The sequence below is a fragment of the Enterobacter sp. BNK-14 genome, from assembly GCF_047456095.1.
In the GTDB taxonomy this organism is placed as follows: Bacteria; Pseudomonadota; Gammaproteobacteria; order Enterobacterales; family Enterobacteriaceae; genus Enterobacter; species Enterobacter kobei.
Window position 1 is genome coordinate 4,169,832 of sequence record NZ_CP179897.1, and the last position, 13,247, is coordinate 4,183,078.

The window sequence follows — 13,247 nt, forward strand, 5'->3', positions numbered from 1 at the left end:
GGCCTTTTTTCATTGAATAGTCACACCGTGGTGTTAACTTATGGGGTGATAAAGGTAAATTAAATGTAATTTCTAAGAGTTGAAGAAAAGCAATGGAAAAATAATCTGGCTCGACTACGCTTTATTGTTGGTCGCGCTTGAAAAGGACAATTTCTCTCGCGTTAATAAAAATCACTTCTGTTTATATTTTTTCCTTCTTCGATAACCTATCACATCCTTGCATGTACATATCGTTAACATGGTTTTTACCATTCTCACCGCGTTTAAACATGATTAACATTGCTGCTTGTTTTTGATTTAAATCAATGTTTAATCCTTGGAAAAAGGCGTTGAAAAGCGCTAAATTGTTCCCGATCAAAATGGCCGAAAAGTGGTAATTTTGCTATAAATTGATCGCCGTCGAAAAACGTAAATGTGATTCAATAAAAACCTGTTTATTGTAAGGGTTTTGCAGCGTATTATATTTGCGGGATCAATTTGAGTTTTTTATTAACCTATTTGTAACCTGACGTCATCGTTTTTATCCTTCTTCAGGGTAATAACGACGACCAGGATGCGAATAATTTGTATTGGGGCATGCGTGTGGATCTCTTCTGACGGGGTTCACTCTCGGAGTCTTCATGCGATGAGCAAGGAGTCATAATGTTAGACGTAGTCGAACTGTCGCGCTTACAGTTTGCCTTGACCGCGATGTACCACTTCCTGTTTGTGCCGCTGACGCTCGGTATGGCGTTCCTGCTGGCCATTATGGAAACGGTTTACGTCCTCTCCGGCAAACAGATTTATAAAGATATGACCAAGTTCTGGGGCAAGTTGTTTGGTATCAACTTCGCACTGGGCGTGGCCACCGGTCTGACCATGGAGTTCCAGTTCGGGACTAACTGGTCATACTATTCCCACTATGTAGGGGACATCTTCGGTGCGCCGCTGGCCATTGAAGGTCTGATGGCCTTCTTCCTCGAATCCACCTTTGTAGGTCTGTTCTTCTTCGGCTGGGACCGTCTGGGTAAAGTCCAGCATATGGCCGTCACCTGGCTGGTGGCATTAGGTTCGAACCTGTCCGCGCTGTGGATCCTGGTGGCGAACGGCTGGATGCAGAACCCCATCGCGTCTGATTTCAACTTCGAGACCATGCGTATGGAGATGGTCAGCTTTGCCGAGCTGGTCCTGAACCCGGTTGCACAGGTGAAATTCGTTCACACCGTGGCTTCTGGTTACGTGTGCGGCGCGATGTTCATTCTGGGCATCAGCTCTTACTACATGCTGCGCGGTCGTGACTTCGCCTTTGCTAAGCGCTCCTTTGCTATCGCTGCAAGCTTCGGTATGGCTGCCATCCTCTCTGTTATCGTTCTGGGTGATGAATCCGGTTACGAAATGGGTGACGTGCAGAAAACCAAACTGGCTGCAATCGAAGCTGAATGGGAAACTCAACCCGCGCCTGCTGCCTTTACGCTGTTCGGTATTCCCGATCAGGACGCGCAGGAAAACCGCTTCGCGATTCAGATCCCTTACGCGCTGGGTATCATCGCCACCCGTTCTGTTGATAAGCAGGTCACTGGTCTGAAAGAGCTGATGGTTCAGCACGAAGAGCGTATCCGTAACGGTATGAAGGCCTACTCGCTGCTGGAACAGCTGCGTGCCGGTTCGACCGATCAGGCGGTACGTGACCAGTTCAACGACGTGAAGAAAGATCTGGGTTACGGTCTGCTGCTGAAACGCTATACCCCGAACGTTTCTGATGCGACGGAAGCGCAGATCCAGATGGCGACCAAAGACTCCATTCCGCGTGTTGCGCCACTGTACTTCGCATTCCGTATCATGGTGGGCTGCGGCATCATCATGCTGCTGATCATTGCGGCTTCCTTCTGGTCCGTCATTCGTAACCGCATCGGCGAGAAAAAATGGCTGCTGCGCACGGCGCTGTACGGTATTCCACTGCCGTGGATCGCTATCGAATCCGGCTGGTTTGTTGCGGAGTATGGCCGTCAGCCATGGGCCATTGGTGAGGTACTGCCAACGGCGGTAGCGAACTCTTCCCTGACTGCAGGCGACCTGATCTTCTCCATGCTGCTGATTTGCGGTCTGTACACCCTGTTCCTGGTGGCTGAACTGTTCCTGATGTTCAAGTTCGCGCGCCTTGGCCCAAGCAGCCTGAAAACCGGTCGCTATCACTACGAGCAGTCCACTGCGACTACTCAGCCGGCACGCTAAGACAGGAGTCATCAAATGATCGATTATGAAGTATTGCGTTTTATCTGGTGGCTGCTGATTGGCGTTCTGCTGATCGGTTTCGCTGTCACCGATGGTTTCGACATGGGGGTGGGGATGCTCACTCGTTTCCTCGGTCGTAATGACACCGAGCGTCGAATCATGATCAACTCCATCGCCCCGCACTGGGACGGTAACCAGGTGTGGCTGATCACCGCAGGCGGCGCGCTGTTTGCTGCCTGGCCGATGGTCTACGCGGCTGCGTTCTCCGGCTTCTATGTGGCGATGATTCTGGTGCTGGCCTCTTTATTCTTCCGTCCGGTCGGTTTCGACTACCGTTCCAAGATTGAAGACACCCGCTGGCGCAACATGTGGGACTGGGGCATCTTCATTGGTAGCTTCGTTCCACCGCTGGTGATCGGCGTGGCGTTCGGTAACCTGTTGCAGGGTGTACCGTTCCACCTGGACGAATACATGCGTCTTTACTACACCGGTAACTTCTTCCAGTTGCTGAATCCGTTTGGTCTGCTGGCGGGTGTGGTGAGCGTGGCGATGATCATCACGCAGGGCGCAACATACCTGCAGATGCGTACGGTGGGTGAACTGCACCTGCGTTCCCGTGCGACGGCTCAGGTTGCTGCACTGGTGACGCTGGTCTGCTTCGCACTGGCAGGCGTATGGGTGGTGTACGGTATTGATGGTTATGTCGTGACGTCTGCAATCAACCATACGGCACCGTCTAACCCGCTGACCAAAGAAGTGGCGCGTCAGGCTGGCGCATGGCTGGTGAACTTCAATAACATGCCTGCACTGTGGGCGATCCCGGCTCTGGGTGTACTGCTGCCTCTGCTGACCATGCTGACGTCTCGTCTGGAGAAAGGCGCGCTGGCGTTCCTGTTCTCCTCGCTGACCCTGGCGTGCATCATCCTGACGGCGGGTATTGCCATGTTCCCATTCGTCATGCCATCCAGCACCATGCTGAATGCTAGCCTGACCATGTGGGATGCAACCTCCAGCCATATGACGCTGAACTTAATGACTTACGTTGCTTGCGTGTTCGTTCCGATTGTTCTGGCTTACACCATCTGGTGTTACTGGAAAATGTTCGGTCGTATCACCAAAGAACATATCGAAAGCAACACCCACTCTATGTACTAAGTAAGGAGCTGAATATGTGGTATTTCGCATGGATTTTAGGGACGCTTCTTGCCTGTGCTTTTGGTGTCATCACCGCCCTGGCGCTTGAGCATGTTGAAGCGACGAAAGCGGGTGAAGAAAAACACTGATGAATATTATCGCGACGCTTTACGCGGTAATGGATAAGCGCCCATTACGGGCGCTTTCTTTAGTGATGGCATTACTGCTGGCAGGCTGCATCTTCTGGGACCCGTCGCGTTTCGCGGCAAAAACCAGCGAACTGGAAATCTGGCATGGCTTCCTCATTATGTGGGCAGTGTGTGCTGGGGTGATCCACGGCGTGGGCTTTCGTCCGAAAGCGGTACACTGGCAGGGCATTTTCTGCCCGCTGATTGCCGATCTGGTTCTCCTCGCCGGTTTGATTTTCTTCTTCTTCTGAATAAGAAATGTCCTATAACGATATGGGCTTACCCGAGCCCATAAAAATTTACTCTCCGTTTACTTTCTCCCATTCCAAACCATCTTTCCCGCGCGTATAGTAGCGAAGTTTGAAAGCTCCAACTTTTCTTGTATTACTGGGATGTAAAGTGAATACAACGCTGTTTCGATGGCCGGTTCGTGTCTATTACGAAGATACCGATGCCGGTGGTGTGGTTTACCACGCCAGCTACGTTGCTTTTTATGAACGGGCACGCACAGAGATGCTGCGCCATCATCACTTTAGTCAACAGGTGCTGTTGGCTGAGCGAGTTGCCTTCGTGGTACGCAAGATGACGCTTGAGTATTTTGCGCCTGCCAGACTCGACGACATGCTCGAAGTCCAAACTGAAATTACATCAATGCGCGGGACCTCACTGGTTTTCACGCAGCGGATAGTCAACGCAGAGAACACCGTACTGAACTCAGCTGAAGTACTGATTGTTTGTGTTGATCCAACCATAATGAAGCCTCGTGCGCTTCCTAAGTCTATTGTCGCGGAGTTTAAGCAGTGACTGACATGAATATCCTTGATTTGTTCCTGAAGGCAAGCCTTCTGGTTAAACTTATCATGTTGATTTTGATTGGTTTTTCAATCGCATCCTGGGCCATCATCATCCAGAGAACGCGTATCCTCAATGCTGCTGGCCGTGAAGCGGAAGCGTTTGAAGATAAGTTCTGGTCGGGTATTGAGCTTTCTCGCCTGTATCAGGAGAGCCAGGGGCGCCGTGAAAACCTGACCGGCTCCGAACAAATTTTCTATAGCGGCTTCAAAGAGTTTGCTCGCCTGCATCGCGCAAATAACCATGCGCCGGAAGCGGTTGTGGAAGGCGCTTCTCGTGCGATGCGTATCTCCATGAACCGTGAGCTGGAAAATCTTGAAACGCACATTCCTTTCCTCGGTACTGTCGGCTCCATCAGCCCGTATATCGGCCTGTTTGGTACAGTATGGGGGATCATGCACGCCTTTATCGCGCTGGGTGCGGTGAAGCAGGCGACGTTGCAGATGGTTGCACCGGGTATCGCTGAAGCACTGATTGCGACCGCTATCGGTCTGTTTGCGGCAATCCCGGCGGTAATGGCTTACAACCGCCTGAACCAGCGCGTGAACAAACTGGAACTGAACTACGACAACTTTATGGAAGAGTTCACTGCGATTCTGCACCGTCAGGCGTTTACCAGCACCGAGAGCAACAAGGGGTAAACCATGGCCAGATCGCGTGGACGAGGTCGTCGCGAGCTCAAGTCCGAAATCAATATCGTTCCACTGCTGGACGTCCTGTTGGTACTGCTGCTGATCTTCATGGCAACAGCGCCAATCATAACCCAGAGCGTGGAGGTGGATCTGCCGGATGCGACAGAATCACAGGCGGTGAGCACCAATGACGATCCTCCGGTCATCATTGAAGTTTCCGGCGTAGGGCAGTACAGCGTGGTGGTAGAAAAAGATCGTATGGATCAGCTTCCACCGGAGCAGGTGATAGCTGAGGCGCAGCGTCGCCTGGAGTCAAATCCGAAAACGGTCTTCTTAATCGGTGGCGCGAAAGACGTACCCTACGATGAAATTATTAAAGCGCTGAACTTGCTACATAGTGCGGGTGTTAAGTCAGTTGGCTTAATGACTCAACCTATTTGATCATCCGCGTAGTTTTTGGGAACCGATAGTGTCAAAGGCAACCGAACAGAACGACAAGCTTAAGCGAGCGATAATCGTCTCCGCAGTACTGCACGTGATTCTTTTTGCAGCGCTGATCTGGAGTTCGTTCGATGAGCATATTGATGCATCAGGCGGCGGTGGAGGGTCTTCCATCGATGCCGTTATGGTGGATCCCGGTGCGGTAGTGCAAAACTATAATCGCCAACAGCAGCAGAAGGCGAGTGCAAAACGGGCTGAAGAACAGCGTGAAAAACAGGCGCAACAGCAAGCGGAAGAGCTGCGTGAAAAGCAGGCCGCGGAGCAGGAACGTCTGAAGCAGCTTGAGAAAGAACGTTTGCAGGCGCAGGAAGCGGCGAAAGAGCAGGCGGAACAGCAAAAGCAAGCTGAAGAGGCCGCGAAAAAAGCGCAGGAGCAGCAAAAGCAGGCGGAAGAAGCGGCCGCTAAAGCCGCAGCGGATGCCAAAGCGAAGGCTGATGCCCAGGCAAAATTAGCGGCTGAAGCAGCGAAGAAAGCGGCTGCCGATGCCCAGAAAAAAGCTGAAGCCGAAGCCGCGAAGAAAGCCGCTGCTGATGCTCAGAAGAAAGCCGAAGCCGAAGCGGCGAAGAAAGCGGCTGCTGACGCTCAGAAGAAAGCTGAAGCCGAAGCGGCGAAGAAAGCCGCTCAGGAAGCAGAGAAGAAAGCAGCGGCTGACGCTGCGAAGAAAGCGGCTGCTGCCGAGAAGGCCGCGGCTGAAAAAGCGGCTGCGGCTGAAAAAGCTGCTGCTGATAAAAAAGCGGCTGCCGAGAAAGCTGCAGCAGATAAAAAAGCGGCTGCCGATAAGAAAGCTGCGGCTGAAAAAGCCGCTGCCAAAAAGGCCGCTGCAGATAAAGCGGCTGCGGCTGCCGGCGTCGACGATTTGCTGGGCGACCTGAGTTCAGGTAAGAACGCACCAAAAGCGGGTGGCGGGGCGAAAGGGAACGGTCAGCCGTCTAAAGACAGCGGGACCTCCGGCGCCAACGGCGGGGCAACTGGTGCAGATATCAGCGCTTATGCGAAGCAGATTCAGGTGGCGATCCAAAGCCGTCTGTTTGATGCGGGCCTGTATCAGGGCAAACAGTGCGTGCTGCATATCAATCTTGCCCCAGATGGACGGTTGAAAAGCGTCACTTCTGAAGGGGGCGATCCTGCGCTTTGCCAGGCAGCGTTAGCCGCAGCAAGATCGGCGAACATTCCTAAACCGCCGAGTGAGGCTGTTTACGATAAGATAAAAGATGCCAAACTAGACTTTAAGCTGTGATCGTCTTTCCTTTGGGAAGTATAGAAAACCGACTATTGTCATAGCCAGGATCGTGTAGTTTTGTCTATTTGAGTTTGTTAACATTCTGCTAAATTATCGTGGGTAAGGTTACCCGGATAAGGGAGATATGATGAAGCAGGCATTACGTGTAGCATTTAGTTTTTTAATGCTGTGGGCAGCTGTGCTGCACGCAGAAGTACGTATCGAGATCACCCAGGGGGTGGACTCGGCACGCCCAATCGGTGTTGTTCCGTTCCAGTGGGCCGGTCCTGGCGCTGCACCTGAAGATGCCGGTGGCATCGTGGCGGCTGACCTGCGTAACAGCGGTAAATTCAACCCGTTAGATCGTTCTCGTCTGCCTCAGCAGCCGGGCAGCGCACAGGAAGTACAGCCTGCTGCATGGTCTGCGCTGGGTATTGATGCGGTCGTTGTGGGTCAGGTTACCCCTAACCCGGACGGCTCTTACAACGTGGCCTGGCAGCTGGTAGATACCGGCGGTGCACCGGGTACCGTTCTGGCACAGAACTCTTACAAGGTCACTAAACAGTACCTGCGCTACGCGGCTCACGCGGCCAGCGATGCGGTATTCGAAAAACTGACCGGCATTAAAGGTGCGTTCCGTACCCGTATTGCTTATGTGGTGCAGACCAACGGCGGTCAGTTCCCGTATGAGCTGCGCGTCTCTGACTACGACGGCTACAACCAGTTCCTGGTGAAACGTTCTTCCCAGCCGCTGATGTCTCCAGCCTGGTCTCCGGACGGTTCTAAACTGGCATACGTGACTTTCGAGAGCGGTCGTTCTGCGCTGGTTATCCAGACGCTGGCTAACGGTGCTGTGCGTCAGGTAGCGTCGTTCCCACGTCACAACGGTGCGCCTTCCTTCTCTCCGGACGGCTCTAAACTGGCCTTTGCGCTGTCTAAAACCGGTAGCCTGAACCTGTATGTGATGGATATTGGCTCTGGCCAGATCCGCCAGGTGACCGATGGTCGCAGCAACAACACCGAACCTTCATGGTTCCCGGACAGTCAAAACCTGGCGTTTACCTCTGACCAGGCTGGCCGTCCACAAATCTATAAAGTAAACATCAACGGCGGTGCTCCGCAGCGTATTACCTGGGAAGGTTCGCAGAACCAGAACGCAGACGTGAGCAGCGACGGTAAATTCATGGTAATGGTCAGCTCCAACGGTGGGCAGCAGCACATTGCCAAACAAGATCTGGTAGCGGGTGGCGTTCAAGTTCTGTCGTCAACGTTCCTGGATGAAACGCCAAGTCTGGCACCTAACGGCACTATGGTAATCTACAGCTCTTCTCAGGGGATGGGATCTGTGCTGAATCTGGTTTCTACAGATGGGCGTTTCAAAGCGCGTATTCCGGCCACTGATGGACAGGTAAAATCACCTGCCTGGTCGCCGTATCTGTAAATAATAATTAATTGATTACTAAAGGAATCATAGAAATGCAACTGAACAAAGTGCTGAAGGGGCTGATGATCGCTCTGCCTGTAATGGCAATCGCAGCGTGTTCTTCTAACAAGAACGCAAGCAATGACCAGAGCGGCGAAGGCATGATGGGTGCCGGTACCGGTATGGACGCGAACGGCAATGGCAACATGTCTTCTGAAGAGCAGGCGCGTCTTCAGATGCAGCAGCTGCAGCAGAACAACATCGTTTACTTCGATCTGGATAAATACGACATCCGTTCTGACTTCGCTGCGATGCTGGATGCTCACGCTAACTTCCTGCGTAGCAACCCATCTTACAAAGTCACCGTAGAAGGTCACGCGGACGAACGTGGTACCCCAGAGTACAACATCTCCCTGGGTGAACGTCGTGCTAACGCTGTTAAAATGTACCTGCAGGGTAAAGGCGTTTCTGCTGATCAGATCTCCATCGTTTCTTACGGTAAAGAAAAACCTGCAGTACTGGGTCACGACGAAGCGGCTTACTCCAAAAACCGTCGTGCCGTACTGGTTTACTAAGAGAATGGCATGAGCAGTAACTTCAGACATCATCTGTTGAGTCTGTCGTTACTGGTTGGAATAGCGGCCCCCTGGGCCGCTTTTGCTCAGGCACCAATCAGTAGTGTCGGCTCAGGCTCGGTAGAAGACCGGGTCACTCAACTCGAGCGTATTTCTAACGCTCACAGTCAGCTTTTAACCCAACTCCAGCAACAACTTTCCGATAACCAAAACGATATTGACTCACTCCGCGGTCAGATTCAGGAAAGTCAGTATCAGCTTAACCAGGTTGCGGAACGTCAGAAGCAAATCTTGTTGCAGATAGATAGCCTCAGCAGCGGTGGTGGTGCAGCAGCACAACCCGCAGCAGGCGATCAGAGCGGAGCGGCGACATCCGCGCCCGCGCCGTCTGCGGATGCTTCCGCCTCCACAGGCGCGCCTGTACAGAGCGGTGACGCGAATACGGATTACAATGCGGCCATTGCCCTCGTGCAGGATCAATCTCGTCAGGACGACGCGATTGCTGCGTTTCAGAACTTTGTTAAGAAATACCCTGATTCAACCTACCAGCCAAATGCCAATTACTGGCTTGGTCAGTTGAATTACAACAAGGGTAAAAAGGATGATGCGGCGTTCTATTTTGCCTCCGTGGTGAAAAATTACCCGAAATCGCCGAAAGCGCCAGATGCGATGTATAAGGTTGGCGTGATCATGCAGGACAAAGGAGACACTGCGAAAGCCAAAGCGGTTTATCAGCAGGTGGTCGCCAAATTCCCTGGTACCGAAGGTGCCAAACAGGCGCAAAAACGTCTGAATTCGATGGGATGATTATCGCATGACCAGAAATCGCGTTATTTCTGGTCGTGCAGCATGATTCGTAAGCAGTTAAGTGATCTTCATCGAAATTTTTGTTGCGCAGAATTCTTAAATCAGTAATATATGCCGCCGTTGCCACGGGATATCAAACAACGTGAAAACAGCGTAAAAGTGGGTCGTTAGCTCAGTTGGTAGAGCAGTTGACTTTTAATCAATTGGTCGCAGGTTCGAATCCTGCACGACCCACCACTTAAGCAGTTCCGATAGTACAGAGTGGGTGATTAGCTCAGTTGGTAGAGCATCTCCTTTACACGGAGGGGGTCGGCGGTTCGAGCCCGTCATCACCCACCACTCGGGTCGTTAGCTCAGTTGGTAGAGCAGTTGACTTTTAATCAATTGGTCGCAGGTTCGAATCCTGCACGACCCACCAATTTTAATGTCTTACTCAGATATTAAACGTGAAGGATAACGTTGCATTAGCAACGGCCCGAAGGGCGAGGCGAAGCCGAGTCATCCTGCACGACCCACCACTTAAATGTGGTACCGAGTAAAAATCTTCGAAGTCAGCACCCGAATGGGTCGTTAGCTCAGTTGGTAGAGCAGTTGACTTTTAATCAATTGGTCGCAGGTTCGAATCCTGCACGACCCACCACTTCGAAGAAAAAATCCCGCAAGGGGTCGTTAGCTCAGTTGGTAGAGCAGTTGACTTTTAATCAATTGGTCGCAGGTTCGAATCCTGCACGACCCACCAATGTAGAAAGGCGCCCTAAAGGCGCCTTTTTGCTATCTGCAATTCTATAAATGCTCCACACCTCTATTCCCGGTGACTTTTCACTCCAGATTCGCTATCTTGTTTAGTATACAAAACACAATTGCCATGCGTTTTGCTATGTCAGGCAAAAGAAAGGCAATATTGTTAAGCCCGTAAAACGAGAAGCCATAATGAGTGTGATGTTTGATCCCGAAGCCGCCATCTATCCGTTTCCGCCAAAACCTGTTCCGCTAAGCCAGGACGAAAAACAGTTCTACCGCGAGAAGATCAAACGTCTTCTGAAAGAGCGAGACGCGGTGATGGTGGCGCATTACTACACCGACCCGGAAATCCAGCAACTGGCGGAAGAGACCGGGGGCTGCATCTCTGACTCTCTGGAGATGGCGCGCTTTGGCGCAAAACATCCTGCTTCCACGCTGCTTGTTGCTGGCGTGCGTTTTATGGGCGAAACGGCGAAAATTCTCAGCCCGGAAAAAACCATTTTGATGCCGACGCTGAATGCCGAGTGTTCGCTCGATCTTGGCTGCCCGATTGACGCGTTCACCGCCTTCTGCGACGCCCATCCTGACCGTACCGTGGTGGTTTATGCCAACACCTCCGCGGCGGTAAAAGCGCGGGCAGACTGGGTCGTGACCTCCAGCATCGCCGTTGAGCTGATTGAGCATCTGGACAGCCTGGGGGAGAAAATTATCTGGGCACCTGACCGACATCTCGGCAATTATGTTCAGAAGCAGACAGGCGCTGACGTCCTCTGCTGGCAGGGGGCCTGCATTGTGCACGACGAATTCAAAACCCAGGCGCTGGCACGCATGAAAGCGCTTTATCCTGACGCCGCCATTATTGTTCACCCTGAATCACCCCAGTCCATTGTCGACATGGCGGATGCCGTGGGTTCAACCAGCCAGCTTATCAACGCGGCCAGAACGCTGCCGCACAAGCAGCTCATCGTGGCGACCGATCGCGGTATCTTTTATAAGATGCAGCAGGCCGTGCCGGAGAAAGAGCTCCTTGAAGCCCCAACGGCAGGCGAGGGCGCGACGTGTCGCAGCTGCGCGCATTGCCCGTGGATGGCGATGAACGGTCTGAAAGCGATTGCCGAAGGGCTGGAGACGGGCGGCGCCGCGCATGAAATTCATGTCGATGCTGCGCTGCGCGAAGGTGCGTTAATTCCGCTTAACCGCATGCTGGATTTTGCGGCTACACTACGTACTTAATTCAAAACGTTCCGGGGAAAAGATGGATTTTTTTAGCACGCAGAACATTCTGGTTCATATACCGATTGGTGCAGGTGGCTATGACCTGTCATGGATTGAGGCCGTCGGCACGCTGGCGGGTTTACTCTGCATCTGGCTGGCAAGCCTGGAGAAAATCAGCAATTACGCGTTCGGGCTGATTAACGTTACGCTTTTTGCGATTATCTTCTTCCAGATCCAGCTGTACGCCAGTCTGCTTTTGCAGTTGTTCTTCTTCGCCGCCAATATTTACGGCTGGTACGCGTGGTCGCGGCAGAACAGCCAGCAGGAGGCTGAGCTACAGATCCGCTGGCTACCCCTGCCGAAAGCCATTGCCTGGTTTGTCGCTTGCGTGGTCGCTATTGGATTCATGACAGTTTATATCAACCCGGTGTTTGCCTTCCTGACCCGCGTGGCCGTTTCGGCTATGTCCAGTATCGGCCTGAGCGTAACGATGCCAGAACTTCAGCCGGATGCTTTCCCGTTCTGGGATTCCTGCATGATGGTGCTGTCAATTGCGGCGATGATCCTGATGACCCGTAAATACGTTGAGAACTGGCTGCTGTGGGTCATCATCAACGTTATCAGCGTGGTCATTTTCGCGCTGCAGGGCGTCTATGCGATGTCGCTGGAATATCTGCTGCTGACCTTCATTGCCCTGAATGGCAGCCGTATGTGGATTAAGAGCGCGCGTGAGCGAGGCTCTCACGCGCTTTCCCGCTAATGGTGATGATGATGTGAATGGTCGGGCTGCGCCTCGTTAAGGTGGCAGTCCGGCCCGTTACAGGCCTGATACTCCATCTGGACGGTGGCGTGGCCAATCTCGTAATGATGTTCCAGGAAATGATGAATGCGTTCCAGTAATGCATCGTGATCGTGAGGTGGGATCACCTGAACGTGTAGCGTCATCACCGGTTTTTCACCTACCTGCCAGACATGCACATGATGAACATTGCGCACTTCCGGGACAGAACGGCGCAGGTTACGCTTCAGCTCGTCAATGTCCATGGATGCGGGTGCCCCTTCAAGCAGTTCATTGACGCTCTCCTTCAGCAGACTCCAGGCGCTACGTAAAACCAGACACGATACCAGCACGGAGAGAATCGGGTCGACTGGCGTCCAGCCGGTATAGAGGATCACCAGCGCGGCGACTATCGCCCCGACTGAGCCGAGCAAATCCCCCAGCACATGCAGGGCAGCAGCGCGCACGTTGAGGTTCTTTTCCCCGCTGCCGCGATGCAAAATCCAGAATGCCAGAATATTCGCCAGCAGCCCCGCGACGGCAATCACCATCATTGTCGTTCCGGCTATTGGCTGCGGGTGCCTGAAGCGTTGGATGGCTTCCCAGACGATAAGAATAGTAATGACCACCAGCGCGATGGCGTTAACAAACGCGGCAAGCGTAGTCAGCCTCAACCAGCCGAAGGTATGGCGTGCGTTCGGAGGACGACGAGCAAATTGCACTGCCAGCAGAGCGAAGAGTAGCGCTGCGGCATCGGTCAGCATGTGCCCGGCATCAGCCAGCAGCGCCAGCGAGCCGGAGACCAGACCGCCAATGACCTCGATAACCATAAACGTGGCCGTGACGCCGAAGGCCAGCATGAGTCGTTTTACGTTGTCATTTCCGGGAGAAGATGCGTGTGAGTGGGTGTGCGCCATGTCTGCTTTCCTGTTTCGTTATTTTTTAGTGTAGCGTTTTTAACAGGTTACTCC

Annotated in this window: 14 protein-coding genes and 5 tRNA genes; 18 read left to right on the forward strand and 1 reads right to left on the reverse strand. The window is 52.7% G+C overall.

Annotated elements, in window-relative coordinates:
- The first annotated feature begins 642 nt into the window (after positions 1 to 642).
- The 18 genes from cydA (at position 643) to pnuC (ending at position 12,258) form a co-directional block, all read left to right on the forward strand.
- Positions 643 to 2,211, forward strand: a complete 1,569-nt coding sequence (gene cydA, locus ACMGGM_RS19750) for a cytochrome ubiquinol oxidase subunit I (protein ID WP_014883043.1) — start codon at positions 643 to 645, stop codon at positions 2,209 to 2,211.
- Positions 2,212 to 2,226: 15 nt separating this feature from the next.
- On the forward strand, positions 2,227 to 3,366 hold the full coding sequence (gene cydB / locus ACMGGM_RS19755; RefSeq protein WP_014883044.1) for a cytochrome d ubiquinol oxidase subunit II: 1,140 nt from the start codon (positions 2,227 to 2,229) through the stop codon (positions 3,364 to 3,366).
- Between the two features lie 14 nt (positions 3,367 to 3,380).
- Positions 3,381 to 3,494 carry a cytochrome bd-I oxidase subunit CydX gene (cydX, locus tag ACMGGM_RS19760; protein ID WP_003858598.1) on the forward strand — a complete coding sequence of 38 codons (114 nt, stop codon included), beginning with the start codon at positions 3,381 to 3,383 and terminating at the stop codon, positions 3,492 to 3,494.
- Entirely contained in the window at positions 3,494 to 3,784 is a 291-nt protein-coding gene (gene ybgE / locus ACMGGM_RS19765; RefSeq protein WP_010428735.1) for a cyd operon protein YbgE, read from the forward strand. The genes cydX and ybgE overlap by 1 nt, the downstream gene beginning before the upstream one ends.
- A 148-nt stretch (positions 3,785 to 3,932) precedes the next feature.
- On the forward strand, positions 3,933 to 4,337 hold the full coding sequence (ybgC, locus tag ACMGGM_RS19770) for a tol-pal system-associated acyl-CoA thioesterase (RefSeq protein ID WP_003858593.1): 405 nt from the start codon (positions 3,933 to 3,935) through the stop codon (positions 4,335 to 4,337).
- Positions 4,334 to 5,026: a Tol-Pal system protein TolQ gene (gene tolQ, locus ACMGGM_RS19775; protein ID WP_008501101.1), complete on the forward strand. Its 693-nt coding sequence runs from the start codon at positions 4,334 to 4,336 to the stop codon at positions 5,024 to 5,026. The genes ybgC and tolQ overlap by 4 nt, the downstream gene beginning before the upstream one ends.
- A gap of 3 nt (positions 5,027 to 5,029) precedes the next feature.
- Positions 5,030 to 5,458, forward strand: coding sequence for a colicin uptake protein TolR (gene tolR, locus ACMGGM_RS19780; protein ID WP_003858589.1), 429 nt, complete (start codon positions 5,030 to 5,032; stop codon positions 5,456 to 5,458).
- Positions 5,459 to 5,486: 28 nt separating this feature from the next.
- A complete protein-coding gene (tolA, locus tag ACMGGM_RS19785) occupies positions 5,487 to 6,755 on the forward strand; it encodes a cell envelope integrity protein TolA (protein WP_014883046.1) in 1,269 nt (422 codons plus the stop codon).
- Between the two features lie 130 nt (positions 6,756 to 6,885).
- Positions 6,886 to 8,178: a Tol-Pal system beta propeller repeat protein TolB gene (gene tolB / locus ACMGGM_RS19790; protein ID WP_013097529.1), complete on the forward strand. Its 1,293-nt coding sequence runs from the start codon at positions 6,886 to 6,888 to the stop codon at positions 8,176 to 8,178.
- Between the two features lie 35 nt (positions 8,179 to 8,213).
- Entirely contained in the window at positions 8,214 to 8,735 is a 522-nt protein-coding gene (gene pal, locus ACMGGM_RS19795) for a peptidoglycan-associated lipoprotein Pal (protein WP_003858578.1), read from the forward strand.
- Between the two features lie 9 nt (positions 8,736 to 8,744).
- Positions 8,745 to 9,542, forward strand: a complete 798-nt coding sequence (cpoB, locus tag ACMGGM_RS19800) for a cell division protein CpoB (RefSeq protein ID WP_045134251.1) — start codon at positions 8,745 to 8,747, stop codon at positions 9,540 to 9,542.
- 161 nt (positions 9,543 to 9,703) lie between these two features.
- A tRNA-Lys gene (locus ACMGGM_RS19805) sits at positions 9,704 to 9,779 on the forward strand.
- 26 nt (positions 9,780 to 9,805) lie between these two features.
- Positions 9,806 to 9,881: transfer RNA gene (locus tag ACMGGM_RS19810), tRNA-Val, on the forward strand.
- Between the two features lie 3 nt (positions 9,882 to 9,884).
- Positions 9,885 to 9,960: transfer RNA gene (locus ACMGGM_RS19815), tRNA-Lys, on the forward strand.
- Positions 9,961 to 10,106: 146 nt separating this feature from the next.
- Positions 10,107 to 10,182: transfer RNA gene (locus tag ACMGGM_RS19820), tRNA-Lys, on the forward strand.
- A 23-nt stretch (positions 10,183 to 10,205) separates the two neighbouring features.
- Positions 10,206 to 10,281 (forward strand) — tRNA-Lys (locus ACMGGM_RS19825).
- Positions 10,282 to 10,472: 191 nt separating this feature from the next.
- A complete protein-coding gene (gene nadA / locus ACMGGM_RS19830) occupies positions 10,473 to 11,516 on the forward strand; it encodes a quinolinate synthase NadA (protein WP_063614045.1) in 1,044 nt (347 codons plus the stop codon).
- 22 nt (positions 11,517 to 11,538) lie between these two features.
- Positions 11,539 to 12,258 (forward strand): nicotinamide riboside transporter PnuC, encoded by a 720-nt coding sequence (gene pnuC / locus ACMGGM_RS19835; protein ID WP_045134249.1) that lies wholly within the window; start codon positions 11,539 to 11,541, stop codon positions 12,256 to 12,258.
- Here pnuC and zitB read toward each other — a convergent pair.
- The gene (gene zitB, locus ACMGGM_RS19840; RefSeq protein ID WP_023332431.1) at positions 12,255 to 13,193 is read right to left on the reverse strand and encodes a CDF family zinc transporter ZitB; all 939 of its coding nucleotides are present in this window, start codon (positions 13,191 to 13,193) and stop codon (positions 12,255 to 12,257) included. The two genes, pnuC and zitB, sit on opposite strands and share 4 nt — an antisense overlap.
- Positions 13,194 to 13,247 lie beyond the last annotated feature (54 nt).